This is a genomic window from Ligilactobacillus salivarius, assembly GCF_035231985.1.
Taxonomy (GTDB): domain Bacteria; phylum Bacillota; class Bacilli; order Lactobacillales; family Lactobacillaceae; genus Ligilactobacillus; species Ligilactobacillus salivarius.
Genome location: NZ_CP117983.1, coordinates 108788 through 134925, shown reverse-complemented (window position 1 = coordinate 134925; position 26138 = coordinate 108788). Strand labels below are relative to the sequence as shown.

Annotated in this window: 17 protein-coding genes and 3 rRNA genes; 6 read left to right on the top strand and 14 right to left on the bottom strand. The window is 36.2% G+C overall.

Going from position 1 to position 26138, the window contains the following annotated elements; all coding sequences use genetic code 11:
- The first annotated feature begins 93 nt into the window (after positions 1-93).
- On the top strand, positions 94-1572 hold the full coding sequence (locus PTA89_RS00520; RefSeq protein WP_081536640.1) for an MDR family MFS transporter: 1479 nt from the start codon (positions 94-96) through the stop codon (positions 1570-1572).
- A complete protein-coding gene (locus tag PTA89_RS00515; RefSeq protein WP_268857285.1) occupies positions 1572-2273 on the top strand; it encodes a DUF4811 domain-containing protein in 702 nt (233 codons plus the stop codon). The genes PTA89_RS00520 and PTA89_RS00515 overlap by 1 nt, the downstream gene beginning before the upstream one ends.
- A gap of 63 nt (positions 2274-2336) precedes the next feature.
- On the opposite strand, the gene PTA89_RS00510 is transcribed toward PTA89_RS00515, so the two are convergent.
- The 5 genes from PTA89_RS00510 to PTA89_RS00490 all read right to left on the bottom strand — a co-directional run bounded on the left by PTA89_RS00510 (position 2337) and on the right by PTA89_RS00490 (position 8094).
- Complete coding sequence (locus tag PTA89_RS00510) at positions 2337-3143, bottom strand: HAD family hydrolase (RefSeq protein WP_268857284.1); 807 nt, start codon at positions 3141-3143, stop codon at positions 2337-2339.
- On the bottom strand, positions 3140-3916 hold the full coding sequence (locus PTA89_RS00505; RefSeq protein WP_003701918.1) for a DeoR/GlpR family DNA-binding transcription regulator: 777 nt from the start codon (positions 3914-3916) through the stop codon (positions 3140-3142). Before PTA89_RS00505 ends, PTA89_RS00510 begins: the two co-directional genes overlap by 4 nt.
- Positions 3917-4128: 212 nt before the next feature.
- On the bottom strand, positions 4129-5385 hold the full coding sequence (locus PTA89_RS00500) for a serine hydrolase (protein ID WP_268857283.1): 1257 nt from the start codon (positions 5383-5385) through the stop codon (positions 4129-4131).
- 241 nt (positions 5386-5626) lie between these two features.
- Positions 5627-6163 carry a biotin transporter BioY gene (locus tag PTA89_RS00495; protein WP_178847590.1) on the bottom strand — a complete coding sequence of 179 codons (537 nt, stop codon included), beginning with the start codon at positions 6161-6163 and terminating at the stop codon, positions 5627-5629.
- A gap of 134 nt (positions 6164-6297) precedes the next feature.
- Positions 6298-8094: a DUF2207 domain-containing protein gene (locus PTA89_RS00490; RefSeq protein WP_324177244.1), complete on the bottom strand. Its 1797-nt coding sequence runs from the start codon at positions 8092-8094 to the stop codon at positions 6298-6300.
- 181 nt (positions 8095-8275) lie between these two features.
- Here PTA89_RS00490 and PTA89_RS00485 point away from each other — a divergent pair, with 181 nt between their 5' ends.
- Positions 8276-8548 (top strand): hypothetical protein, encoded by a 273-nt coding sequence (locus tag PTA89_RS00485; RefSeq protein WP_134354392.1) that lies wholly within the window; start codon positions 8276-8278, stop codon positions 8546-8548.
- A gap of 77 nt (positions 8549-8625) precedes the next feature.
- Here PTA89_RS00485 and PTA89_RS00480 read toward each other — a convergent pair whose 3' ends face one another.
- The 6 genes from PTA89_RS00480 to PTA89_RS00455 form a co-directional block, all read right to left on the bottom strand.
- Positions 8626-9528: a glycosyltransferase family 2 protein gene (locus PTA89_RS00480; protein ID WP_324177243.1), complete on the bottom strand. Its 903-nt coding sequence runs from the start codon at positions 9526-9528 to the stop codon at positions 8626-8628.
- A 137-nt stretch (positions 9529-9665) separates the two neighbouring features.
- Positions 9666-10319 carry a matrixin family metalloprotease gene (locus tag PTA89_RS00475; RefSeq protein WP_003709069.1) on the bottom strand — a complete coding sequence of 218 codons (654 nt, stop codon included), beginning with the start codon at positions 10317-10319 and terminating at the stop codon, positions 9666-9668.
- 76 nt (positions 10320-10395) lie between these two features.
- Entirely contained in the window at positions 10396-11034 is a 639-nt protein-coding gene (locus PTA89_RS00470; protein WP_003700714.1) for a potassium channel family protein, read from the bottom strand.
- Positions 11035-11053: 19 nt separating this feature from the next.
- Positions 11054-12442, bottom strand: a complete 1389-nt coding sequence (locus PTA89_RS00465; protein WP_324177242.1) for a TrkH family potassium uptake protein — start codon at positions 12440-12442, stop codon at positions 11054-11056.
- Between the two features lie 114 nt (positions 12443-12556).
- Entirely contained in the window at positions 12557-14302 is a 1746-nt protein-coding gene (locus tag PTA89_RS00460; protein ID WP_034982308.1) for an alpha amylase N-terminal ig-like domain-containing protein, read from the bottom strand.
- A 115-nt stretch (positions 14303-14417) separates the two neighbouring features.
- Complete coding sequence (locus tag PTA89_RS00455) at positions 14418-16352, bottom strand: sucrose-specific PTS transporter subunit IIBC (protein WP_276470064.1); 1935 nt, start codon at positions 16350-16352, stop codon at positions 14418-14420.
- A gap of 401 nt (positions 16353-16753) precedes the next feature.
- On the opposite strand from PTA89_RS00455, the gene PTA89_RS00450 reads away from it, so the two are divergent.
- Both PTA89_RS00450 and PTA89_RS00445 read left to right on the top strand, forming a co-directional pair.
- Complete coding sequence (locus PTA89_RS00450) at positions 16754-18244, top strand: sucrose-6-phosphate hydrolase (protein ID WP_113896000.1); 1491 nt, start codon at positions 16754-16756, stop codon at positions 18242-18244.
- A gap of 18 nt (positions 18245-18262) precedes the next feature.
- Positions 18263-19255 carry a LacI family DNA-binding transcriptional regulator gene (locus tag PTA89_RS00445; protein ID WP_003700709.1) on the top strand — a complete coding sequence of 331 codons (993 nt, stop codon included), beginning with the start codon at positions 18263-18265 and terminating at the stop codon, positions 19253-19255.
- Positions 19256-19361: 106 nt separating this feature from the next.
- On the opposite strand, the gene rrf is transcribed toward PTA89_RS00445, so the two are convergent.
- The 3 genes from rrf to PTA89_RS00430 form a co-directional block, all read right to left on the bottom strand.
- Positions 19362-19478 (bottom strand): 5S ribosomal RNA (gene rrf, locus PTA89_RS00440).
- A 76-nt stretch (positions 19479-19554) separates the two neighbouring features.
- A 23S ribosomal RNA gene (locus tag PTA89_RS00435) occupies positions 19555-22471 on the bottom strand.
- Positions 22472-22678: 207 nt separating this feature from the next.
- Positions 22679-24240, bottom strand: a 16S ribosomal RNA gene (locus PTA89_RS00430).
- The 16S, 23S and 5S rRNA genes sit together here, the layout of an rRNA operon.
- 836 nt (positions 24241-25076) lie before the next feature.
- Between PTA89_RS00430 and PTA89_RS00425 the strand changes: the two genes are divergently transcribed.
- A complete protein-coding gene (locus tag PTA89_RS00425; RefSeq protein WP_003701500.1) occupies positions 25077-26111 on the top strand; it encodes a branched-chain amino acid aminotransferase in 1035 nt (344 codons plus the stop codon).
- Positions 26112-26138: the final 27 nt, after the last annotated feature.

Here is a 26138-nt window from a genome sequence, read left to right as displayed (position 1 = left end):
TCAACTTTCTTGACAAAAATAAAATTAGGGTGTAATATTTTCAAAGTTAAATTGTAAGCTATGAAAATATATTATTTAAGGAGGAAACAAAAATTGGCTGAAACACAAGCTACTGATATTTACGGAAAACCATATAACCGATCTTTATTAGTTCTCGTTTTAATGATTGGTTCTTTTTGTACTATTTTAAATGCTACTTTACTCGCAACTGCATTTCCAGCAATTATGAAGTCATTTGACATCAGCACCGCAACGGTTGAATGGTTAACAACTGGTTTTATGTTAGTTAACGGGGTTATGATTCCTATCTCTGCATGGATGATTAATAAGTTTAATACTCGTACAATGTATATTGGTGCTATGTCAACATTCTTTGTTGGTACTTTATTATCATTTATCGCCCCTAACTTTGCTACATTGTTAGCTGGACGTTTAATCCAAGGTTTGGGTGTTGGGGTATCTATGCCTCTTCTTCAAACAATCATGTTATCCATCTTCCCACCTGAAAAACGTGGTGCCGCAATGGGTACTGTAGGGATTGCGATCGGTGTAGCTCCTGCGATTGGACCTACTCTTTCTGGATGGATCGTTGATAACTTCTCATGGCGTGATTTATTCGGTATGATGCTTCCAATTGTTTTAGGTGTTATCATTCTTTCAATCTTCTTAATGAAAAATGTTATCCCTAACCGCGATCAAGATATCGATGTTATTTCTGCTATTACATCCATTATCGGTTTTGGTTCCATGCTTTATGGATTCTCCAAAGCTGGTAACGACGGTTGGACTGATCCACTTGTACTAGCATTTATTTTTGTTGGTATTATCTTCGTTATTTTATTTGGTTGGCGTCAGCTTAAGATGGAAGTACCATTCCTTGATATTTCTGTTTTCAAATATGGGGAATTTAGCCTTGCTGCCATCTTATCAAGTGTATCCAACCTTGCTATGATGGGAATTGAAATGATTTTACCATTATACATTCAAAATATTCGCGGAGAATCAGCTTTCCACTCTGGTTTAATTTTACTTCCAGGTGCGATGGCAATGGCCATTATGTCTCCAATTACTGGTCGCTTATTTGACCGTTACGGTGCTAGATACATGGCAATTACTGGTTTGACAATGTTATCTCTAGGAACATTACCATTCCTTTTCCTAACTAGTCACACTTCTATTTTATACATCACTATTTTCTATGCTGTGCGTATGTTCGGAATCGCAATGGTTATGATGCCTGTTACAACTTCTGGTATGAACGTCCTACCATTCAAGCAAATTTCTGACGGTACTGCTGTAAACAATACTTTCCGTCAAGTTGTTAGTTCAATCGGTACTGCTATTTTAGTATCTGTATTAAGTACAACTACTAAAGACAACATGCCTGCTAAGTCCTTACTTCACGCAACACCTTTAGCTTATCGTGATAAGGCTATTGACGCTGTTTTAAGTGGTTATACAGCCGCATTCTTAGTAGCTGCAATCTTCGCAATCGTTGCTTTAGCTCTAGCATTCTTCCTTAAGAAAGGAAATCGTGCTCGTGAAGCTGCTATGTTAGGAGGTAAAAAATAATGAGTATTATTTTACTAATTATTGCTTTAATATTCTTCTTTATTTGTTCCGTAATTCCATTTAATAAATATCACGGAATCATTGCCTTCTTTTTCTTAGTAATTGCTACTTTGAGTGGTGTCTCAATTGTTGCTAATGATACTTACCACTATGGTATGAAAGTGAAGACTACTACTACTCGTTACCAATTAGTTTCAGCTTCAGATAAGATGAACGTGCTTTTATATCAACCACTTGGAAATGAATCTGAAAAAGTTTATCTTTACAAGACTTCTTCCAAGCAAAAGATCAAACCTATAAAAACTAAAGACTCTAGTGCTAAGTACGTTATTACAAGTGATAAGCCAAATGTAACAATTACTGAAAAACGCTATGTTTACAAAGATGGCGTATCTAAATTCTTCTTTGGCATTCTTCACAATAATAATGAATTGAAGCATCGCTATTACACTTTCAATATCAATCGTGATTGGAATGTATTAACAGCTAAGCAAGCTAAAGAATTAGATAAGTTGGTTAAAAAGAATCAAGCTGCATTGAAGTCTCAAGTAGAAACTGAAGTTAAGGCTAAAGTTGCTGCTGCAATGCAAGCCAACCCACAAATGTCAGCTGAACAACAAAAAGAATTAATCCAACAAGCTCAAAATGAGGCTACTCAAGCTGCGATGCAAAAATTAATTCAATCTGTAAAAGAAAAATAATCAAGCATATAAAATAACCCACGATAAGTCTAATTTCTACTTAGATTTATCGTGGGTTTTATCTTATAGTAAATGCTTAACAACATTTTCTAAACCATGAACAATTCCATCTTCTTCATTTGATAGAGTGGTATATGTCGCAATTGATTTAACTTTATCGTTAGCATTTCCCATCGCTACCGAAGTACCAACTGTTTCGAACATCTTAATGTCATTTTCTCCATCGCCAAATGCTAATAACTCTTCTTTCTTTAAGTTATCTCTTTGTCTGATGTACTCAATTCCAAAACTCTTAACCGCAACTTCATTAGTAATTTCAAAGTAATTATAATTAGAATGATTTGCACTAACGCCATCTAATTTCATTCCTCTAATTATATCTACGACTTTATCGAAGTTTTCCATATTTGTTCCAACAATCATAATTTTATAAATAGGTTCAGTGTAGTCAATTTCATCATATTTCTTCAATGTTGGTTTGATATTAGTGATACTTGTCTCATATCTTGTACCATCATCTTCTTGTTGAGCATACCATTCATCTTTTGTATACCAACTTACTGACACGCCTTCGTATTTATCTTGAATTTTTTCAATTACTCGCTTGGCAGCTTCTGCTTGTAATGGATTAGAAGAAATTACTTCATTTCCATCTTTATGTGGGAAGAATATCAATCCACCATTAAAAGCAATTTGTTCACCTTTTAAATTTAAATCATCAATCGCAAACTGCATTTCCTTAGGAGCACGTGCAGTTACTAAAGTTAATGGCAAATCTATCTTTTGTAGATATTCTGCTGTTTTGGGATTAATTTGTCCCTTATCATTCAACAATGTTTTATCCATATCTGTAAATATATGCTTTATCATTTTGTCTCATCTTCTTTCACGTACTTTATCTTTATATCTGGTTTAAAATACTTACGATATTTTTCTTCTAATGGCACATCTGTAATTAATACGTCAATATCCTTTAAATTAGCGGACTTATATGGTGAGGAATTATTAGTTACAAACTTATACTTCTGAGCAATCAAAATAACTTTTCTTGATCGTTCAACAACTTTTTTAGCAATCGCTGCATCATAAGAATCCACTACCATAACTCCATCTGGTTGAATCTTAGAAGTTCCGATAAATGCAGCATCAAAAGTAATATTATCTAATTGGGACAATGTTTCCATTGAATATGTATAACGATTCCCCTTATCAATTTTTCCACCTAATAATTCCACTTCTGGCAACTTATTTAACATTAGTCTTACAGCATTATCAATTGAATTGGTCATAATTGTAGTATTAATTTGCCCTAATTGCTCACACATCTGCATCAATGTTGTGGAGGCACCTACAAAATATAAGCCACTTGGATTAAATTCTTCTCTAGCTAATCGAGCCATTTTAGCTTTAATTGGGGACTGAATGTGGGAACGTGTTACAAATCCTGGTACATTATTAAATTTAATTTCCATCAACCCACCATGAATTCGAGCTGCTTGTCCCGTAGATGTCAATCTCAATACATCTCTTCTAGCCGTATCAAATGCAATCCCAAAATGATCAGCTAATTCATGTGTTGTTAATTTATGTTTTTTTGCTAACATCTCTTTAATTTCTTCTAATCTTTGCTCTTGAGAAAGCATTTTCATCACCTCACAAGTTAATTCTAGCATATTTTACTGATTTCAGACGCATTTAATCAGCATATTACAATTTAAATTCAGTATATATCGGCATTTTAAGTTTTAAATACTGATCATTTTTTTATAAATACTAATATAATCAGATTATTAGTTCAGCATTTCATGACAAATGCTGAAAAAAGACGAAATTCATTTGAACTTCGTCTTTTCTCTTATATTGCATCAGTCAACATTTGCCACCATTTTATGAAAATATTAATTCCTTCTACATTATTATCAGATAATGCTTTAGTTTTTAAATTATTTGAACCATCTATAAATCCTAAATTACCAGCAACAGATATTTGATACTCTCCAACTACTTCACCTTGCTTGATTGGTGCTTCTATTGTAGAAGATTTTGGTATTAATTTAATCTGCAATGCCCTTTCTTTAATATTTTTAGGTACCCATAAACTTAAATCATTTCCGATTATTGCTGATACACTGCTTTGTTTTCCATACTTGACTTTAACATCCTGTCTTAACGCTTGATTTGTACTTATAGCCAAGTAATCATAATTATTGTAAATATAATTTAACAAATTCTTGGTTTGATCAAATCTAGCATCATTGTCTTTTGCCCCAGCAATTACTGTTATGATGCGATGACCATCTTTGTTAGTTGTTGATGCAAAACAATAACCTGCTGCATCTGATGTTCCCGTTTTAAGACCATCAACTTCTAAATGTGAATCATCTTGTAGTAATTCATTTGTATTATTAACAGTTGTAATTTCTCCATTATCGTTAAAATCGATCTTAGTTAATTTAGTCGTTTCTAAAATCTCTGGATACTCTTTAATCAACTTTTGCGAAATAATAGCCATATCTCGTACTGAAAATTCGTTCTCTGCATTTTCATCTGTATTAGGATAAATTTCATCGCCCAAATACTTAGCTGTTAGTCCATTCGCACTGTAGATCTTAGCATCTGTAATTCCCAAACTTTTGGCAGTTTCTCTCATTTTATCTATAAATTTTGTCTGTGTTCCTGAAATGGCATTACCAATCAACATTGTTGCAGCATTCGCTGATCCTACCAACATCGCTTGATATAACTGTTTTATAGTATAGCTATGCCCTTCTTTTAAAGGAACATTTGTTAACTCTGTATTATTACTGATATCTACTTCAGTTACAGTAGGAGTTACTTTAGTTTCCCAAGTAATTTTTCCTTCATGAATTGCTTGTAATAATATATAAGCTGTCAAAAGTTTGGACATTGAAGCAACTGGATATGTTTGTTTATCATCTTTGGCATAGATAATTTGTCCCGTTTTTGCATCTATCGCAATTGCAGATTTAGCCTCTAAATCTAGTTGTGGCAAAGTTTGATCAGCCTTGATTAAACTTAATTGTCCTACACCTGTTACTATTATCAAAGAAGTTAAGATACTTATTCCTAATTTTTTTAATTTCTTAAACACTATTTTTTCCTTTCTATACTTACATCCATCGAAATAATAGTATCATTATACAATAAGTTTATTTCAGATTGAATTTTCATACTTTTTTGTACATAATAGTCCCACATTTTTAATTCAAAGTCTAACTTACAAAAGAATTCTTGGAAAAAATCTCAAACTTTAAAAAACGTTAGAAATTACTTAATTCCTAGTGTTTTTTGAATATTGATATTTTAAAATTTATCTGAAAATCTAGTTTTTTCTATCTCTCAATAACATTCATTTTTTTCAATCTTCTATAAATTAGCACTACAACCAAAGCTTTAATTGTATCACCAGGAATAAATACTAAGTTAGATATCAGTGCTTTCATAAATGGCATGTGAGCTATGGCTGTCAACCCTACTGCTCCTAAAACATCTATGAAGATAACACCTACTGTCCAGACAATCAAAAGTTCTAGCCAGAAATTTGCATATGAAAATCTCTTTAGTCCGTAACCTATTAATGCTGCTGCAAATGGGTAAGCATAAATATAGCCAGCGGTTGCTCCAACAAAGACTGCAACTCCACCTCTACCACCTGTCATTAATGGTAATCCAACTGCTACGAGTAGTAAGAAAATAATAACTGATAAAAATCCACGCTTAGAGCCTAAAATAGCCCCAGCTAACATTATTCCCATGTTTTGTAAAACTAATGGAACAGGAATAAATCCCAAAGGAATTGGTGGTACAAATCCTAATACAATAATAATTGCTGTCATCATCGCAATTAATGCTACATTTTTTGTTTTCAATTCTCTTCCTCACTTTCTAATTCAAAACATATAGATATTATACCCTATACTTCGATAATTGTTAACCTATTTTTATATTTAAGTTAACAATAAACACAAAAATAAATCCCAGTAGTTTCCTACTGAGATTAATTCTAAAATGCTCCACCACCAGAGCCACCACCAAATCCACCAGAACTACCACCAGAAAAGCCACCGGATCCGCCTGATGGTGAGGAATAATTTCCCATTCCTCTGGTAAAGCTACTATTAAAATCATTACTAAAATTAGCAATTCCATTATGATAGATGAATGGATAGTAGTAAATAAAATTACTATTTTGCAGTTCTTCACTTGTAAAGTTATCAATTAAGGCTTTAGATACTTTTTTAGATAATCCTAAAGCAACTGCATATGGTAACAATCCTTCCCATAAAACAATGTCACCAACTTCTTTAAGATTAAATCTACCAATATCGTCCATCATACGATAAAAACCTCGCAGCTCTGTCATTCCAGCTGCACCTGTTTTGGTATAAATTGAACCTTTCATTATAAAGTATAGAATTGAGGCCACTAGTAACACTAAGCTTACCCCCATGACCCATAGAGCGGCTGAATTATCAGTGACAATGAGTCCCACAATTAATATTAACAGCAAAATACCAGAAATGATTGCTCTTCTAATCATAGCTGATTTTGCATTATCCGAAACCCATCCTAGTTTGCTAGCCTTAGTTCTAACTGATTTCTGCCAAGCCTTATACGCATTTACAACATTCATATGTTCATGCTTTTTCTTACCGTATTTCTTTATTTGTTTCATACTTACCTGCTTGGTATCACCTATTTTATTAAACAACAATTTTAATATTTCATTATTGGATAACGCTGTTTCATCCAGTAAGGTTAAAAGATAGTCTTTCTTTTTATTTGGGATTGGTTCAATTTTTATTACTCTTTTTACTGATAGCTCTAGTAAATAAGCACTTAACGCCTTGTTATCAGGATCTGTATCTCTAAATAAACTTTGCGCTACCGCAGCTTCATAATTTGGTAGCTCGAACACATGAGGGGCGTTCTTAACTGATAATGGACGGTAAGTCTTCTCCTTTAGTGGCATCAAATTATACAAGATACTTCCAAAAGATCCCACACAGATTACCACAAACATCGCTCCAGCCCAAAGTCTATCTTTTCTTTCCTGCGCTTTACGTTTTCGATTAGCTTCTAAGGCTAGTTGTTTTTCCTGTTTCTGAACCTCAGCCTTATGCTTTTCATTTCGTACGTTAGTATTCTCCGGAGTAAGAGCTACTGGAAATAAAATATGACTTTCTACAAAATTTTTAGCTGGTAATTCTGCCAAACTAAGTGTTACCTGCCCTGATTTCTTATCTACTTTTGTCGTTCCTGTTAACGGTCCATGACTCCAAGCTTGCAAATCAGAGACATCTTGTCCTGGCAATTTAATCGTCACTTTTACATTATTTAACTCTGTTTCCCAGCCATCGCCAATTACTTTAAAATTCAATTCAGCTGTATCTTTCCAATTAATAACAGCATTATTTAATACATATTGATATGTGAAATTCACTTCTTGATTATCAGCGTTATGATAGACCTTAAATAAATATCCTTTATCATCATGCGTTAGTTTATATGTATTATTTTCCGCACTATCATTTTGTTGGGCTTCTTGTCCATTAATCCATACTTGAGTTTGACTTATTTGCTGATTACTTTCCAAATTTTGACGATAATATACGCCGTGTGCTTCATCTGGAAAATCATAGCGAATATGTCTTTTAATTATTAATGATCCATTTTTTTGAACATCAACATTAACTGTATAGTCCTTTACATCATAATTTACATCAGCTTGAATATTCTTTATTCCTATTAGCGAGAGGAATATGCAACAAAGAATAAGTACTATGTTCCTTTTCATCATCCCACCTCTTTCTATTTCACACCTTAATTATACCAAATAAGATTTATCTACTAAAATTTCAAAATATCGTCAATTATTTTAACAAATCTTTAGTTATCGTTTACATTTACTTTATAACACTCTGTTAATATAAGAATCGTTGATACAGATAAGTGTTTCTTTTAGAAATGAGCTGATTAAAATGAATGAAAAAAATGTAGAAGTTAAAATTAATGAAAATGATATTGTCCCTGCACAAGTTATAAAAGTTAATAATAAAACAATTACTCTAAAAACCGAAGACAATGAGATTATTACGATTGATAGACCAAAAAGTACTATCAAAGATAAACTCTTCTTAAAAACTATGATTGATATTTTACGTAGTGGTATTTGGATTCCAGTAAATAAGAAGTTAAAACAATTACTACGTTATGATTGGTTTGATTCTCTAGAAGAATATCAATTTTTATAAAGAAAATTAAATAATTTCTCAATAATAAAAAGATTGCTAGAGATCGTTTTAATAATGATCTCTAGCAATTTTTACTTTTATATTCGATTAATTCCTTTTATCCTATCTTCAGTATTTAACAAGAAAATTACCGTTTTAAACATTCCCTTATTAATTAATCTTCTGAAAATTTTCCCACGCTTAGATAGTGCTTTATCAAAAATATTACTATCAAAACCTTCATACTGTCCTTCACGTACAATATCTTCTAACTTTACTTTAGCTTCTGTATAAGTCAAGCGTCCAGTTCTCACTAAAGGTGCAAAATAGCATTCAATTAAGAAAATTATCCCAGTTATACCAAAACGTATTTTAATTTTCTCGATCGTCGGGTCAGTCTCAAATCTAGATAATATTTCTAACATATACTTACGAAAAAACAATTCATTAGTTAGGTTATATTCATTGAATAGATGCACTGAACTAGATTCATGAACTACATAAAAATTACTATTTATTTTCACTATCTTGTCTGCCACTGATATTGCATTGAAAATAAATAAGGTATCTTCCCCTACACGTAATTCATCACTAAAGAATATGTTATTTTCAATTAAAAATGATCGCAAATATATTTTATTCTGTATTCCAGCGCTAATTACATGTTTGCCTAACATCGAAATTTCTGCCAAAACTTTTGCTCTGTTACCATCCTTATTTAGATCTATAGTCTCATTTCTATTCGTATCAAAAATTATTACCTCAGCGTTTTGGGCTAACTTTTCTTTCAAATCAACTACATCTACTAAGGCAAGTTCGTCATCACTATCAACAAAAGTTATATAACGTCCTTTACTATATTTAATTCCCGTATTTCTAGCTTTACTTACCCCACCATGTGAATTTTGTATTAATTTTAATGCTAATGGCTGACTCTTTTCATGTAAATTTTTAAAAATTTCCACTGTCTTATCAGTAGACCCATCGTCTATAGCTAGCACCTCTACTAAACTTTCTTAATCCTTAAAAGCCTCCGAAATACTAATAATAAGTCTCTCAATACTACTTTCTACATTATACATTGGTATTACAATCGTAATTAGATAATCTTCCACCCCTATTTTCTCCCTGAGTTTAATTAATTTTCTTGGTACAGTTTCTTAACAACATCTACATCGCGAGGTTGAATCGTATAATAAGATCCTGCCGGTTGCATAACTGATACTTCGTTGGTATGATCTAGTCCTATCGCATGTCCCAACTCATGTTCAGCAGTATTAATAATTCGTTGTTCACTATAACCATATGTGGCACTTTCTAGATAATATCGATTTAAATAAACTGTGGCCTTAATAATACGCTTAGTTTGCTCATCAGTTGTAGTATCTGTTGTTCCAGCAGTTCCATCATCATTTTCCATTAACTTACCTACTATGTCTGCGTCTTTCTTATCATTCACAATCTTAAATGTAAATGCACCGGTATTATTCCACTGCTTTATTGCTGACACAAAGGCATTGTATAAAGTACTATCATCAATGTCTATATAGACTGTAGCTGTATTGTTAGGCCAACGGTTATTGTCATATTTAACATTATCCGTTTGTACTTTATTCTTCTGTTCTCCACTTTCAAGTGTATAATTGGTCTTTTTTCCTAATAATTCTTCTACTTGATTTACATATGGCATTATCGCCTGTAAATATCGTGGTGTTGTTAAGACTTTTTGTATTCCTACTAGAATTACTGCTATAATTCCTAACCTTACTATTAGTCGAAAAATAGTCTTCACACTATCCCATCCTTAGCTTAATTTACCTGCTATTTTAACATACACTTAGTTATAAATTGTGTATCTTAAGACTTTTTTATAATCCTAAATCGTGTTTATCTGTTACAACTAAAATTGTATCTCCCTTATCAAAAGTCAAATTAGGGCCAATATCTGTCTGCAAATCATTATTTCGTCTAATCGCAATTACATTGAGACCATATTTTGAACGTAAATCTAATTCCGCCAATGGTTTATGTAACCATTCATCTTTAACATTTATTTCTATTATTGAAATTTTATCTGAAAGTTCTATGTAATCTAAGAAATTTTTTGCAACTAAATTATGAGCTGTTCGCACCGCACCATCGCGTTCAGGAATTACCACTCGATCAGCTCCAACTTTTTTAAAAATCGTTCTCTGTGTATCATCCGATGCTTTAGCTATTACTAAGGGTACCCCTGCATCTTTAGCTGCTATAATTGCCATGATCGAAGCACTGAGGTTACCTGACATTGAAACAACCACACCATCCATATTATTCAATCCCAGTTTCTCGTATGCCATTTCATTTAATGCATCGATTGAAATAGCCATCGTTACATCATCAGCAATTGCTGTGATCTTATTTTCATTCTTGTCTACTGCTAACACATCGGCTCCTATTTCCATTAATTCATAAGAAACGCTTCGGCCGAATTCTCCTAAACCGAAAACTGCATATGATCTGTCCATTCTTTTACCTACCTTCTTTTTAACCTACTCGAATATTTCCCGGGGCATACTTAAGATTTGCATGATGTTTTCTTCTCATTAATGCTAATAAAATAGAGATTGGCCCTACTCTACCTAAGTACATGCAAACTATGATTAAATATTTCGCTGCTGTTGTTAAATGTGGGGTTAAATCACGACTTATACCCACCGTTCCCAAAGCACTATAAACTTCAAAGACATTATCTGTCATATCTCCAGGTTGGATAAAGTACATCAGTAACACCGCTAAAATACTTGCTGCAACACTAATCAGTGTGATTGCAATTGCCTTTCTAGTTGTTTGACGTGGCACTTGGCGTTTGAAACAAATTGCTTCTGGTTCACCCTTTATTGTTGCTCTAACTTCAGCTAATATTACTGCTAATGTAGTTGTTTTAATCCCACCAGCTGTACCAGTTGGAGAACCACCAATAAACATTAAGAATACTGTCAACATTACTGATGGAATGGTTAAGTTTGCTTGAGGAATAGTTACAAAACCAGCTGTTCTAGTAGTCACAGATTGGAATAGTGCCTCTAACATCGCCTGACTATTTTTAACACTACCTAATGTGTTAGGATTACTTCTTTCAAAAAGATAATATAGGATTGCTCCACCAAATATCAAGACAAATGTTGTTGTCAAAACCATCTTAGTATGTTGTGACAGTGTATTTTTTAATCTTTTTCCCCTACCATTTTTGTAGTAACGGTACTGATTAACAAAACCTTTTATTAATTCATTCCATACTGTAAAACCTAGACCTCCACAAACAATAAGTAGCATTGTTACGATATTCAGCCACCAATTACCTGCATAAGCAATTAAACTATTATCTGCCAATAAGTCAATTCCGGCATTACAAAAAGCAGATACTGAATGAAAAATTGAATACCAACTTCCTGTAAGAAAACCAAAGTGTGGTATGAAATATATAGAATAAGCTATTGCTCCTAATCCTTCTATCATCAATGACTCTTTAATGACTCGAATTACAAAATTTACAATTCCTTTATTATTATCTAGATTAAAAGCATCAGCCATTAATAATCTATTTTGTAGTGATATTCGCTTACCAGTTGCAAAAAAGGCTAACGACATCAGCGTTATCGTTCCTAAACCTCCAAGCTGGATTAGCAATAAAATTACGATATGTCCTAGGCTCGACCAATGAGTTGCTGTCGTAACTGTTACTAATCCAGTAATACAGACACTTGTTGTTGCAGTAAATAATGCATCAACAAAATCTGTACTTTCTCCATCCGCACTCATAATAGGCAACATTAAAATCAAGCTACCAATCATTATCGCTAGTAGAAAACTCAAAGTAATAATTTGAATTCGAGACAAGCCCTGCCTCGTTCGCATTTTTCTTCTTCCGTACATATTAATCCCTTATTCTCTATAAAATAAAAATCATAACATTACAATTAATATATCATAATTTCTCGAATTACTAAAAAAGCATACTTAGAAATGATTTCCAAATATGCTTTTACTTTATGCTTCTAATATTACAAATCCGTACTGACCTATTTCGGATTTTTCATCTACAATATTTTGACCTAAAATTAATTTAGCATGTTTAGGTAAGACAAATTTTATTCCATTGTAGCCAAAATTAAATAAAGCAAATAATCTTCTTTTATCTTTTCTTCTGATAAAACTTACATAATCATAACTATCACTAATCTGGCCCCACTCAAAACTGCCTTCACTTAGAATTTTATAGTTTTGCAACCTAAAATTATTCAACACTTTGATAAAACGCATCATCTTATCGTCTTGATCTTCTTGGTTCCAATCCATTCCTGCTAGATTACTTGGAAAATCGTGTCCTGAAAGACCTAGTTCTGTTCCATAAGTAATCGCTGGACTACCCTTTAATAAATACATAAAGGTTAACAAGGAGCGCATCAAAGCCTTATTTTCGCGACAGCGCGTTAAAATTCTCGAAGATGTTAAATCATCCAATGTTCTTAAAGTCACTCGACTTAGCTTGGTATTTTGAGCTAACATTTGGCGACTTAATTGATACTTAAATTCACTAGCGGCGATTTTCTTATCTCTAGCAAAATTCAATAATAAATTACCCAAAGCATCATCTGTCATCGCATCAAAATCACCTAATTGAACTACACTAGTAGTGCTCAATTCTGATTTCCCAACTAGGTAAAAATCAGGTTTCATCTTCTTAAGGTTTCGGTTTAATAAATGTACAAATTCTCGACTCAATTTATCAGCATGATCCAATATTAATCCATCAATCTCAAAATGTTCTACCCAATATTTTATTGCTTGAATTAGATATGTTTGAACTTCTGGATTTTTTAAATTCAATGTTGGATAATGTGGATTTAACTCACTGAATTTATAATTAGCTCTGACAATATTTTTATTATGTGGATCTTGGCTATATTTAGGTGGAAATCCCTTAATATTAAACCAATCTACATATTTCGCATGTTGTCCCTCTTCTAGAATTTCACGCCATTGTCTAGAATTATCACTTAAATAAGCTAAATTCATTTTTAGTACTACTTTCATATTGCGGCGATGTAAGTTGCTGACTAACATCTTGAAGAGATCTTTATTGCCAAACTGGCTATCAATGCTATAAAAATCATTAGTAGTTAATTTAAATGGTCCATCACCTTCAAAAATAGAAGATAGCACAATGCCATTAATACCTAAATTTTGTAAATAATCTAGTTTACTCAAAATACCAGTTAGATCTCCGCCTAAAATTTGAGTTGTATTATCTTCATTCTCGGATAACTTAGCTAGATTATCGTTGCCATTAGCAAATCTATCAATTTGAATTTGATACCAGACTGTCTTTGTAACCCAATCTGGAATTTGCGTTACTTGTCGCATATCTCTATTTTCAATGATAAATCCATGTGGTGAATTAGCATTTTCTTCCGTAGCTTCACATAAACGCTGGGCGTCATAAAGTCCCACATTGCCGTAAGTATCTGTAACTTTAAATACATACTGTGCTTCATTTTTGTTTAATTTTAGTATGACTTCCCAATAATCATGATATCTAGTTGCGAAAATTTTCTGCATAAAAAAGCTTTCATATCTCCAGCTATCATTATTATTTCCGCTAACTTCACCTACCAAAACTGTTACATCCGCTAAATCATTGTGGGCTGATTGTAATTGAAGGTGTAGTTCATCCTTATTTTCATAATAAGCCATCTCACTTGCTGGTATATGTAATATCGCTGCTTTATTCAACTAACATCCCACCTTTACAATTTCTCTTAGCATTATTATACAACATCGCTTACATTTTAAGGAAAATAAAAAGTATCCGACCCCTAATTAAGTCAGATACTCTTACCATTTATTCTTATCTTGCAGTTACTGCTACTAAATTGTCACCATGATTTACTTTTGTATTGTCAATTCTATCAACAGAAGCATAGTTCATAGTGTTTGTAACAACAACCATTACTGTAGTGTCGTAGCCAGCTGCTTTGACTGCATCTAAATCAACAGTTCCTAACTTGTCGCCCTTCTTAACTTTTTGGCCTTGTTTTACGAATGATTCGAAATGTTGACCTTTCAAGTTAACTGTATCAATGCCGACATGGATTAATACTTCAGCGCCATTATCTGATTTCAAGCCATAAGCATGCTTAGTTTCATAAGCAACTGTTAATTCACCATCAACTGGAGCGTAGATTGTACCATCAGTTGGAACAACTGCAGCACCATTACCCATTGCTAGAGTAGAGAAAACAGGATCGTTTACGTCAGTTAATTTCTTTGATTCACCACTAATTGGAGCTGCAACAACTTCATCGTTTAATTTGCTTTCAGCAGCTACTTGTTCTTCAACTTTTGCTTCTGTTTCAGCAGCTTCAGATGCAGATACAACAGGAGCTACTTGTTCTTCTTTCATATGACCTTTACCGTAGATAAATGTCAAGGCGAATGCTACAGCGAAACTGATTAATTCAGCAACAACGTACATTGGAATTGATTTTGGATAAATGGATAGGAATCCGATAAATCCAGCAGCACCCATTGAAGCTGCGATAATGTGCATTAAGCCTGCAAATGCAGCTGCCACACCAGAACCAATTAAAGCACAGAAGAATGGGAATTTATACTTCAAGTTTACCCCGAATAAAGCTGGTTCAGTAATTCCTAGTAAAGCAGATACACCAGCAGATGAGGATAGACCCTTCATCTTCTTATCTTTTGTTAAGAAGTAAATTGCGAATGTTGCAGCACCTTGAGCAACGTTAGCCATTGATGCAACAACGAAGATAAAGTCACCGGCACCATGTCCGTTAGCAAATGCTGTAACTAATTGTGTTTCGATTGCAGGGAAACTTTGATGCAAACCTGTCATAACAATTGCAGAATATGTTAAACCAAAAATACCCATACCAACAAAACTTGTTGTGTCGTATAACCATACAATACCGTTTGTTAACATATCAGATACAGTCTTTAGAACTGGTCCAATTACTGTAAATGTTAAGAAACCTGTAATCATAACTGAAAGTAATGGTGTGAATGTGAAGTCAACAGCTGCTGGTAACCACTTGTGGAATCTCTTTTCCAAGAAGGCAAGTACCCATACGGCAGCGATTACAGGAATAACCTGATAAGCGTAGTTTGTTTGAGCAACATGCATTCCGAAGATGTCCCAGTATTTAGCAGTCTTACCTAAATCTGGAGAAGTCATAATCATACCAATAGCAGCACCTAAGAAACGGTTAGCACCAAAACGCTTAGAAGCTGAGATTGCAACTAGAATTGGCATGAAGATAAATGGAGCAGCAGACATTAATTGAATCATGTCTGATAAGCCCTTAATAACTGGAGATGTTGAAACAATTGACTTAGGTCCGAATAATCCAGGTTGAGTTAAGAAATTGTTCAAAGCCATCAACAAACCACCAGCAACTAAGGCAGGGATAATTGGTACAAAAATATCTGATAATAGCTTGATAAATGCCATTACTGGGTTAAACTTTTGACCTTGTTCAGCAACTTTCTTTAAATCATCAGTAGATAATTCCTTTAAACCTGTATCTTTAATCAATTCATCATAGACGTTATTTACATCGCCCGGTCCAATGATAACTTGATATTGTCCATTTGTTTTAAATGTTCCTTTTACATCTGGATCAGCATCGAGAGCAGCTTGGTTTACTTTCTTATCGTCTTTAAGTACCAAACGTAATCTCGTAGCACAGTGAGCGGCAGCGATTAAATTATCTCTACCAACAGCGTCAACTACATTTTTAGCAACTTTTTTGTGATCCATGATCTACACTTCCTTCTCATCTAAATTTACGCTTTCTTGAAAACGCTTAATGATTATTACACTATTTATGATAACGCATTTTTATTATATGTCAATCGTTTATCACAAAAAATATTTTATTTCTTTTAAAGACCCCATTAAAACGCTGATGAAATCTATATTCTCTCTACTTAATTAAATTTTATGAATATCGTTTAGCAATTTTGACTTAAAATTCTCCAAAAATCTCTATTTCAGATAAAAATCCAATATTTCATGACAATTTCATTGATTTGTTCCTTATTTAACCGCTTTTTTACATGCTATAATAATGCTTGTAGTTATGTTATACGATTGACATTTTTTCAATATTAAATATAATAACAAGTAAGAATACGTTTACAATAATAGGAGGAATTATTATGGAATGGACACGCGAATCACGTTATAAAAAATATTCTGAATGGGATGCGGAAACTTTATTGAAATTACAGGCACAAGCAACAGCTTCAAAATACCAAATGTCTTATCATATCCGCCCTCAATCAGGCTTATTGAATGATCCTAACGGTTTTTCTTACTTTAATGATGAATACCATGTTTTCTATCAATCCTATCCATTTGGTGCAGTTCATGGTTTAAAATCTTGGGTTCATTTAACTTCTCCAGATTTAGTTCACTGGAAGAACCTCGGATTAGCAATCAATGCTGATACTAAATACGATAGTCATGGTGCTTACTCTGGTTCAGCACGTGTTATCGATGATAAATTATTCTTAATGTATACTGGTAATCATCGTAGTAAAGAATGGGTTCGTTACCCTTATCAAATTGGTGCGATCATGGACAAGGACAACAATATTACTAAACTTGATAAACCTATGATTGAACCTGTAGATCATATAACAGAACATTTTCGTGATCCACAATTACTAAAACATCGCGATGAATACTTTGTTATCTTAGGTGCTCAAGATGCTGAAACAAAGACTGGTAAAATCTCACTCTTCCGTTCAAAAGATTTAAAGAACTGGCAAGACCTAGGTTATCTTGATTTTACTGAAGAAGAAATGGGATACATGGTAGAATGTCCTAATTTAGTCTTTGTTGATGATCAACCTGTACTTATTTTCTGCCCACAAGGTTTAGATAAGAAAGTTGCTAATTATGAAAATATCTATCCTAATATGTATATTGTTGGTTCAGATATTCGTTTAGACAAAGCTAAATTCAATACTAATCAAAAAGCACCTCTAAATCTTGACGATGGTTTTGATGTTTATGCTACACAAGCATTCAATGCACCTAATGGTAAAGCTTATGCTATTTCTTGGATTGGACTTCCTGACATCTCTTATCCAACTGATAGTGAAAACTGGGCTAACTGCTTAAGTCAGGTTAAAGAATTATCTGTAGTTGATGGTGAATTATACCAACGTCCTGTTCCAGCTATGGCATCACTTAGAGAAGAAGGAACTCTTGTTAGAAGTGAAGAAGTATTTGATGGCCAACAAATTGTCCACTCTGCAGCTTCAAAACATTATGAATTAAAACTTGATCTTACAGCTGGTCAAAATGGTAATTTATTCCTAGCAGCTAATAAAGATTTATCCCAAGGAATTGAAATTAAATTCTCTACTGCTGATGATGCTTTCCTTACAGTAGATCGTAGTAAGGCTGGTATTCCTTTCGCAGAAGATTACGGTACAACTAGAACTATTGCTTTGCCAGCTAACAAACAACTTAGCTTAGATATATTCGTTGACGGTTCTGTTTGCGAAATCTTTGTTAATAATGGTAGACATACCTTAACTTTAAGATTTTTTGCTCCTGATGGTAATAATAAGATTGCATTTATTAGTGATAAAAAGCTACAATATACTGGTACCTATTGGAATATGAAAAATATTTAGTTAAGGAGTGAAAGTTATATGCGAGCTAAATTAAGCGATGTTGCTAAAAAGGCTGGCGTTTCTCCTACAACTGTTTCACGTGTTATTAATAATTACGGTTATATTAGTGATAAAACTCGTAATAAAGTACATGAAGCAATGAAGGAGTTAAATTACCAACCTAACTCATTAGCCCGCTCGCTACACGGTAAAAAGACTAATCTAGTTGGCTTAATATTTCCTGGTGTTTCCAATCCATTTTTTGGTGAATTGGTCGAAGAAATAGAAAATAAACTTTTTGAAGATGGTTATAAGGTTATTTTATGTAATGCAGCTTATAATAAAGAAAAAGAACGTTCTTATTTGAGAATGCTTTTAGCTAACCAAGTTGATGGTATTATTGCTGGTGCTCACAATTTGGGTATTGATGAATATCAAGAATTTGGTTTACCAATTGTTTCTTTTGATAGAAGTTTATCTGAAAATGTTCCTATTGTTAGTTCGGATAACTATAAAGGTGGAGTTATTGCTACTCAAGAGTTGTACGATGCTGGTTGTCGACATATATATTTCGTAGGTAATCCAGTTCAAAAAGGTAATCCAACTGACCATCGACTTTCAGGGTATCGTGATACAATTAAAAAGTTAGGTTTAACCTTACATATTCATCCTGTATCTTTTTCAGAAACACCTATGCTTAAGATTATGGCAATTAAGCAACTACTTTCTGAGCACAAAGCAGATGGAATCGTATGTACCGATGATCTTACTGCATTGCTAGTCATTCAAGCAGCACAAGAACTTGGTATTAATATTCCTGAACAATTAAAGATAACTGGTTTTGATGGTACTAAATTTATCCAACAATATCATCCTGAATTATCAACTGTTGTTCAACCTACTAAAGATATTGCTGCTTTATTGGTTAAACTTCTAGAACGTAGAATTGCTCATCCTGATGAAGATCTAAAACAAAAAAGTTATATTTTACCTATTAGATTCATTAAGTCTAAAACAATTTCAGACAATTAAAAAAGTTCCTATCGAAAACCGGTAGGAACTTTTTACTATGCATATATCTATTCTATTATTCATAAGATAAATAAAAAAGCCAGGAATTACTTCCTAGCTCTCATTTGCACGGCGACTTCCTACCCTCGCAAGAGGCGTTCCTCTAACTACTCTCGGCGTTACGAAGCTTAACTTCTGTGTTCGGAATGGGAACAGGTGTATCCTTCGTGCCATCATCACCGCACTATTTACTTGAGATTTTATTCTCTCAAAACTAGATATCATTTATCTCTTTCACCGAAAACTCACGTTTTCTCTACTTGGTTAAGTCCTCGATCGATTAGTAATGGTCCGCTCCATGCCTCGCAGCACTTCCACTTCCATCCTATCTACCTGATCATCTTTCAGGGATCTTACTTACTTACGTAATGGGAAATCTTATCTCGAGGTGAGTTTCGCACTTAGATGCTTTCAGCGTTTATCTCATCCATACTTAGCTACCCAGCGATGCTCCTGGCGGAACAACTGGTACACCAGCGGTATGTCCATCCCGGTCCTCTCGTACTAAGGACAGATCCTCTCAAATTTCCTACGCCCGCGACGGATAGGGACCGAACTGTCTCACGACGTTCTGAACCCAGCTCGCGTACCGCTTTAATGGGCGAACAGCCCAACCCTTGGGACCGACTACAGCCCCAGGATGCGATGAGCCGACATCGAGGTGCCAAACCTCCCCGTCGATGTGAACTCTTGGGGGAGATAAGCCTGTTATCCCCAGGGTAGCTTTTATCCGTTGAGCGATGGCCCTTCCATACGGAACCACCGGATCACTAAGCCCGACTTTCGTCCCTGCTCGACTTGTAGGTCTCGCAGTCAAGCTCCTTTATGCCTTTACACTCTGCGAATGATTTCCAACCATTCTGAAGGAACCTTTGGGCGCCTCCGTTACCTTTTAGGAGGCGACCGCCCCAGTCAAACTGCCCACCTGACACTGTCTCCCGCCGTGATTGCCGGCGAGGGTTAGAGTGTTCATACAACGAGGGTAGTATCCCACCAATGCCTCCATCGAAACTAGCGTTCCGACTTCTACGGCTCCTACCTATCCTGTACAAGTTGTACAAACACCCAATATCAAGCTACAGTAAAGCTCCATGGGGTCTTTCCGTCCTGTCGCGGGTAACCCGCATCTTCACGGGTATTATAATTTCACCGAGTCTCTCGTTGAGACAGTGGCCCAGATCGTTACGCCTTTCGTGCGGGTCGGAACTTACCCGACAAGGAATTTCGCTACCTTAGGACCGTTATAGTTACGGCCGCCGTTTACTGGGGCTTCAATTCTGAGCTTCGCTTACGCTAACCCATCCTCTTAACCTTCCAGCACCGGGCAGGCGTCAGCCCCTATACTTCATCTTACGATTTTGCAGAAACCTGTGTTTTTGATAAACAGTCGCCTGGGCCTATTCACTGCGGCTGAGCTTGCGCTCAGCACCCCTTCTCCCGAAGTTACGGGGTCATTTTGCCGAGTTCCTTAACGAGAGTTCTCTCGCTCACCTTAGGCTACTCGCCTCGACTACCTGTGTCGGTTTGCGGTACGGGTGATTAAACTCTAACTAGAAGCTTTTCTTGGCAGTGTGACGTCTCTCACTTCGCTACTAAATTTCGCTCCTCATCACAACTTGTCCTTAAGTAGATAAGCATTTGACTCATCTACAGACTTATTGCTTGAACGTACATATCCAACAGTACGCATCGATAGCCTCCTGCGTCCCTCCATTGTTCAAACAAGTTTAACCAGTACAGGAATCTCAACCTGTTATCCATCGCCTACGCCTCTCGGCCTCGGCTTAGGTCCCGACTAACCCTGGGAGGACGAGCCTTCCCCAGGAAACCTTAGTCATACGGTGGACCAGATTCTCACTGATCTTTCGCTACTCATACCGGCATTCTCACTTCTAAGCACTCCACTAGTCCTTACGGTCTAGCTTCGCCGTCCTTAGAACGCTCTCCTACCATGTACCTTACGGTACATCCACGATTTCGGTAATGTGTTTAGCCCCGTTACATTTTCGGCGCAGGATCACTCGACTAGTGAGCTATTACGCACTCTTTAAATGGTGGCTGCTTCTAAGCCAACATCCTAGTTGTCTATGCAATTCCACATCCTTTTCCACTTAACACATATTTTGGGACCTTAATCGGTGGTCTGGGCTGTTTCCCTTTCGACTACGGATCTTATCACTCGCAGTCTGACTCCCGGATATAAATCTGTGGCATTCGGAGTTTATCTGAATTCAGTAACCCAAGACGGGCCCCTAGTCCAAACAGTGCTCTACCTCCACGATTCTCAACTCCGAGGCTAGCCCTAAAGCTATTTCGGAGAGAACCAGCTATCTCCAAGTTCGTTTGGAATTTCACCTCTACCCACACCTCATCCCAGCATTTTTCAACATACACGGGTTCGGTCCTCCAGTGCGTTTTACCGCACCTTCAACCTGGACATGGGTAGGTCACCTGGTTTCGGGTCTACGTCAACGTACTATCTCGCCCTATTCAGACTCGCTTTCGCTACGGCTCCGGACTTTCCTCCTTAACCTCGCACGCTAACGTAACTCGCCGGTTCATTCTACAAAAGGCACGCCATCACTCATTAACGAGCTCTGACTACTTGTAGGCATATGGTTTCAGGAACTATTTCACTCCCCTCCCGGGGTGCTTTTCACCTTTCCCTCACGGTACTGGTTCACTATCGGTCACTAGGTAGTATTTAGCCTTGGGAGATGGTCCTCCCGGATTCCGACGGAGTTTCACGTGTTCCGCCGTACTCAGGATCCTGAACTGAGGAAACGAAGTTTCGCTTACGAGGCTATCACTCTCTTTGGCTAATCTTCCCAGATTATTCAACTACTTCATTTCTTGGTAACTCAAATGTTCAGTCCTACAACCCTAAGAAGCAAGCTTCTTAGTTTGGGCTCTTCCCGGTTCGCTCGCCGCTACTGAGGGAATCGAATTTCTTTCTCTTCCTGTGGGTACTTAGATGTTTCAGTTCCCCACGTCTACCTTCAACTAAGCTATGAATTCACTTAGTGATAACAGGCGGTAAAACCTGTTAGGTTTCCCCATTCGGAAATCTCCGGATCATAGTTTACTTACAACTCCCCGAAGCATATCGCAGTTAGTCACGTCCTTCATCGGCTCCTAGTGCCAAGGCATCCACCATACGCCCTTAATAACTTAACCTAATATTATCTAACGATAATAGGTTATGAGTTTAGCGATTAAGAACTATAATTCTTGTTTTAAACTCTTTAAAACGCGGTGTTCTCGGTTTATTTTTAAGAAATAAATCAATATCTAGTTTTCAAAGAACAAAATCTTGAGAGATATGACCTCTCAAAACTAAACAAAGTATTCGATAAATGTACAGGTTCCGTAATTATTCCTTAGAAAGGAGGTGATCCAGCCGCAGGTTCTCCTACGGCTACCTTGTTACGACTTCACCCCAATCATCTGTCCCACCTTAGACGGCTGGCTCCTTGCGGTTACCCCACCGGCTTTGGGTGTTACAAACTCTCATGGTGTGACGGGCGGTGTGTACAAGGCCCGGGAACGTATTCACCGCGACATGCTGATTCGCGATTACTAGCGATTCCGACTTCATGTAGGCGAGTTGCAGCCTACAATCCGAACTGAGAACGGCTTTAAGAGATTAGCTAAACCTCGCGGTCTCGCGACTCGTTGTACCGTCCATTGTAGCACGTGTGTAGCCCAGGTCATAAGGGGCATGATGACTTGACGTCGTCCCCACCTTCCTCCGGTTTGTCACCGGCAGTCTCGCCAGAGTGCCCAACTTAATGCTGGCAACTGACAACAAGGGTTGCGCTCGTTGCGGGACTTAACCCAACATCTCACGACACGAGCTGACGACAGCCATGCACCACCTGTCACTTTGTCCCCGAAGGGAAAGCCTAATCTCTTAGGTGGTCAAAGGATGTCAAGACCTGGTAAGGTTCTTCGCGTTGCTTCGAATTAAACCACATGCTCCACCGCTTGTGCGGGCCCCCGTCAATTCCTTTGAGTTTCAACCTTGCGGTCGTACTCCCCAGGCGGAATGCTTATTGCGTTAGCTGCGGCACTGAAGGGCGGAAACCCTCCAACACCTAGCATTCATCGTTTACGGCGTGGACTACCAGGGTATCTAATCCTGTTTGCTACCCACGCTTTCGAACCTCAGCGTCAGTTACAGACCAGAGAGCCGCTTTCGCCACTGGTGTTCTTCCATATATCTACGCATTTCACCGCTACACATGGAGTTCCACTCTCCTCTTCTGCACTCAAGTCTTCCAGTTTCCAATGCACTACTCCGGTTAAGCCGAAGGCTTTCACATCAGACTTAAAAGACCGCCTGCGTTCCCTTTACGCCCAATAAATCCGGACAACGCTTGCCACCTACGTATTACCGCGGCTGCTGGCACGTAGTTAGCCGTGACTTGCTGGTTAGATACCGTCATCGAATGAACAGTTACTCTCACTCGTGTTCTTCTCTAACAACAGAGTTTTACGATCCGAAGACCTTCTTCACTCACGCGGCGTTGCTCCATCAGACTTGCGTCCATTGTGGAAGATTCCCTACTGCTGCCTCCCGTAGGAGTTTGGGCCGTGTCTCAGTCCCAATGTGGCCGATCAACCTCTCAGTTCGGCTACGTATCATCACCTTGGTAGGCCGTTACCCCACCAACTAGTTAATACGCCGCGGGTCCATCTAAAAGCGATAGCAGAACCATCTTTCATCTAAGGATCATGCGATCCTTAGAGATATACGGTATTAGCACCTGTTTCCAAGTGTTATCCCCTTCTTTTAGGTAGGTTACCCACGTGTTACTCACCCGTCCGCCACTCAACTTCTTACGGTGAATGCAAGCATTCGGTGTAAGAAAGTTTCGTTCGACTTGCATGTATTAGGCACGCCGCCAGCGTTCGTCCTGAGCCAGGATCAAACTCTCATTTTAAAGTTTGTGACTCATTATTTTTACTAGCGAATTGACTTCGCAAATGTTTTTGCTTCTTTATAGAAGCCCTGCACATTTGTTTCATCGAAACTTTGTTTAGTTTTCAAAGATCATATATCCAAATCGCTTGATGCGACTTTTATATTTTATCACTTGATGAATATTTGTCAAGAACTTTTTTTGAATAAAAATTCAAATCATATTCATAACTTTCATCTTGCGATAACTTTTATATCATATCATCAACATCAATTGATGTCAACAACAATTTAAAAATTATTTTTGATGTCGTCTTTCGTAACAGACAACGATATATACTATACCTTGATTTTTAGGTTACGTCAACAATTAATTTCAGTTTTTCTCAAAAAAATCTTCAATGCATACTTTATGAATAATAATTTTTTCGCCATATAATAGGAAGAAAAAATTCAAACTCTATTATTTAGCTCTTAAAATTATAGCTTTATTAAATAATTGCAAAAAGATTAAAAAAGATATTGATTTTTTAATATTTACTGATATAATAAAAGCAATTATTAATTCAGTAGATTATTTAGATGGGAGTAGATGATTATGCGTACATATTTTAATAGATTTAGCAACCGTATAATTTTAATTAGCTTAGCTATTATTATGATGCACGATGCGTCATCTAATATCTCAGCTAATTTTGAGTGAAGACTTTGATTCATCGTGCGTCTAGTATAGATTACATAACTAATAGTTGCAGCGGTGAATTGACTATATACTTTTTACCCACACTGCTCAACTAGCTCTGTGGGTTTTTCTTTATTCTAATTTATTGAATTTACATATTAAGGAGGAATTTTATTATGACAGCAAAAGAACCATTAACAACTCTTGATTGGGACAACTTGGGATTTGAATACATGGATCTCCCTTATCGTTATCGCGCTTATTGGAAAGATGGCGAATGGCATAAGGCAGGTTTAACTGAAGACTCTACACTTGCAATGAATGAAGGTTCAACAGCTCTTCATTATGGTCAACAAGCTTTTGAAGGTATGAAAGCTTACCGTACAAAAGATAACCATGTACAATTATTCCGTCCTGACCGCAATGCTGCCCGTTTACAAGACAGTTGTCGTCGCTTATTAATGCCTGAAGTTTCAACTGAAATGTTCATTGAAGCATGTAAATCAGTTGTTCGTGCAAATGAAGCTTATGTTCCACCATATGGCACTGGCGGTACTTTATACTTACGTCCATTAATCATTGGGGTTGGACCTAACATTGGTGTACATCCAGCTAAGGAATACATCTTTACTGTTTTTGCTATGCCTGTTGGAAATTACTTCAAGGGTGGCATGGTTCCTACTCGCTTCTTAGTTTCTAACTATGATAGAGCTGCTCATAAAGGTACTGGTGCAAGTAAAGTTGGTGGTAACTACGCTGCTAGTTTACTTCCTGGTGACAAAGCCCATAAAGAAGGTTTCTCCGATTGTATCTACCTTGATCCAGTTGAACATAAGAAGATTGAAGAAGTTGGTTCTGCAAACTTCTTCGGTATCACAAAAGATGGTAAGTTTGTAACTCCTAAATCACCATCTATCTTGCCTTCTGTTACTAAGTACTCTCTCTTGTATCTTGCTAAAGAACGCTTTGGTATGGAAGTTGAAGAAGGCGACGTTTATATCGATGAATTGGATCACTTTGCAGAAGCTGGTGCATGTGGTACAGCTGCTGTAATTTCTCCAATTGCTGGTTTCCAAGTTGGTGACAAGTATCATCAATTCTACAGTGAAACAGAAGTTGGACCTGTAACTAAGAAATTATATGATGAATTAACAGGAATTCAATTTGGTGATAAGCCTGCTCCTGAAGGCTGGGTTGTCCGCGTTGACTAATTAATTATTCTTGCTAAGTCAGCGTAA

What these genes read in the sequence shown, in the direction of transcription:
- PTA89_RS00485 (WP_134354392.1), top strand. Translation starts at nt 8,276, where the DNA reads ATGAATGAAAAAAATGTAGAAGTTAAAATTAATGAAAATGATATTGTC.
- PTA89_RS00470 (WP_003700714.1), bottom strand. Translation starts at nt 11,034, where the DNA reads ATGGACAGATCATATGCAGTTTTCGGTTTAGGAGAATTCGGCCGAAGC.
- PTA89_RS00450 (WP_113896000.1), top strand. Translation starts at nt 16,754, where the DNA reads ATGGAATGGACACGCGAATCACGTTATAAAAAATATTCTGAATGGGAT.
- PTA89_RS00465 (WP_324177242.1), bottom strand. Translation starts at nt 12,442, where the DNA reads ATGTACGGAAGAAGAAAAATGCGAACGAGGCAGGGCTTGTCTCGAATT.
- PTA89_RS00505 (WP_003701918.1), bottom strand. Translation starts at nt 3,916, where the DNA reads ATGCTTTCTCAAGAGCAAAGATTAGAAGAAATTAAAGAGATGTTAGCA.
- PTA89_RS00490 (WP_324177244.1), bottom strand. Translation starts at nt 8,094, where the DNA reads ATGATGAAAAGGAACATAGTACTTATTCTTTGTTGCATATTCCTCTCG.
- PTA89_RS00515 (WP_268857285.1), top strand. Translation starts at nt 1,572, where the DNA reads ATGAGTATTATTTTACTAATTATTGCTTTAATATTCTTCTTTATTTGT.
- PTA89_RS00425 (WP_003701500.1), top strand. Translation starts at nt 25,077, where the DNA reads ATGACAGCAAAAGAACCATTAACAACTCTTGATTGGGACAACTTGGGA.
- PTA89_RS00455 (WP_276470064.1), bottom strand. Translation starts at nt 16,352, where the DNA reads ATGGATCACAAAAAAGTTGCTAAAAATGTAGTTGACGCTGTTGGTAGA.
- PTA89_RS00510 (WP_268857284.1), bottom strand. Translation starts at nt 3,143, where the DNA reads ATGATAAAGCATATATTTACAGATATGGATAAAACATTGTTGAATGAT.
- PTA89_RS00445 (WP_003700709.1), top strand. Translation starts at nt 18,263, where the DNA reads ATGCGAGCTAAATTAAGCGATGTTGCTAAAAAGGCTGGCGTTTCTCCT.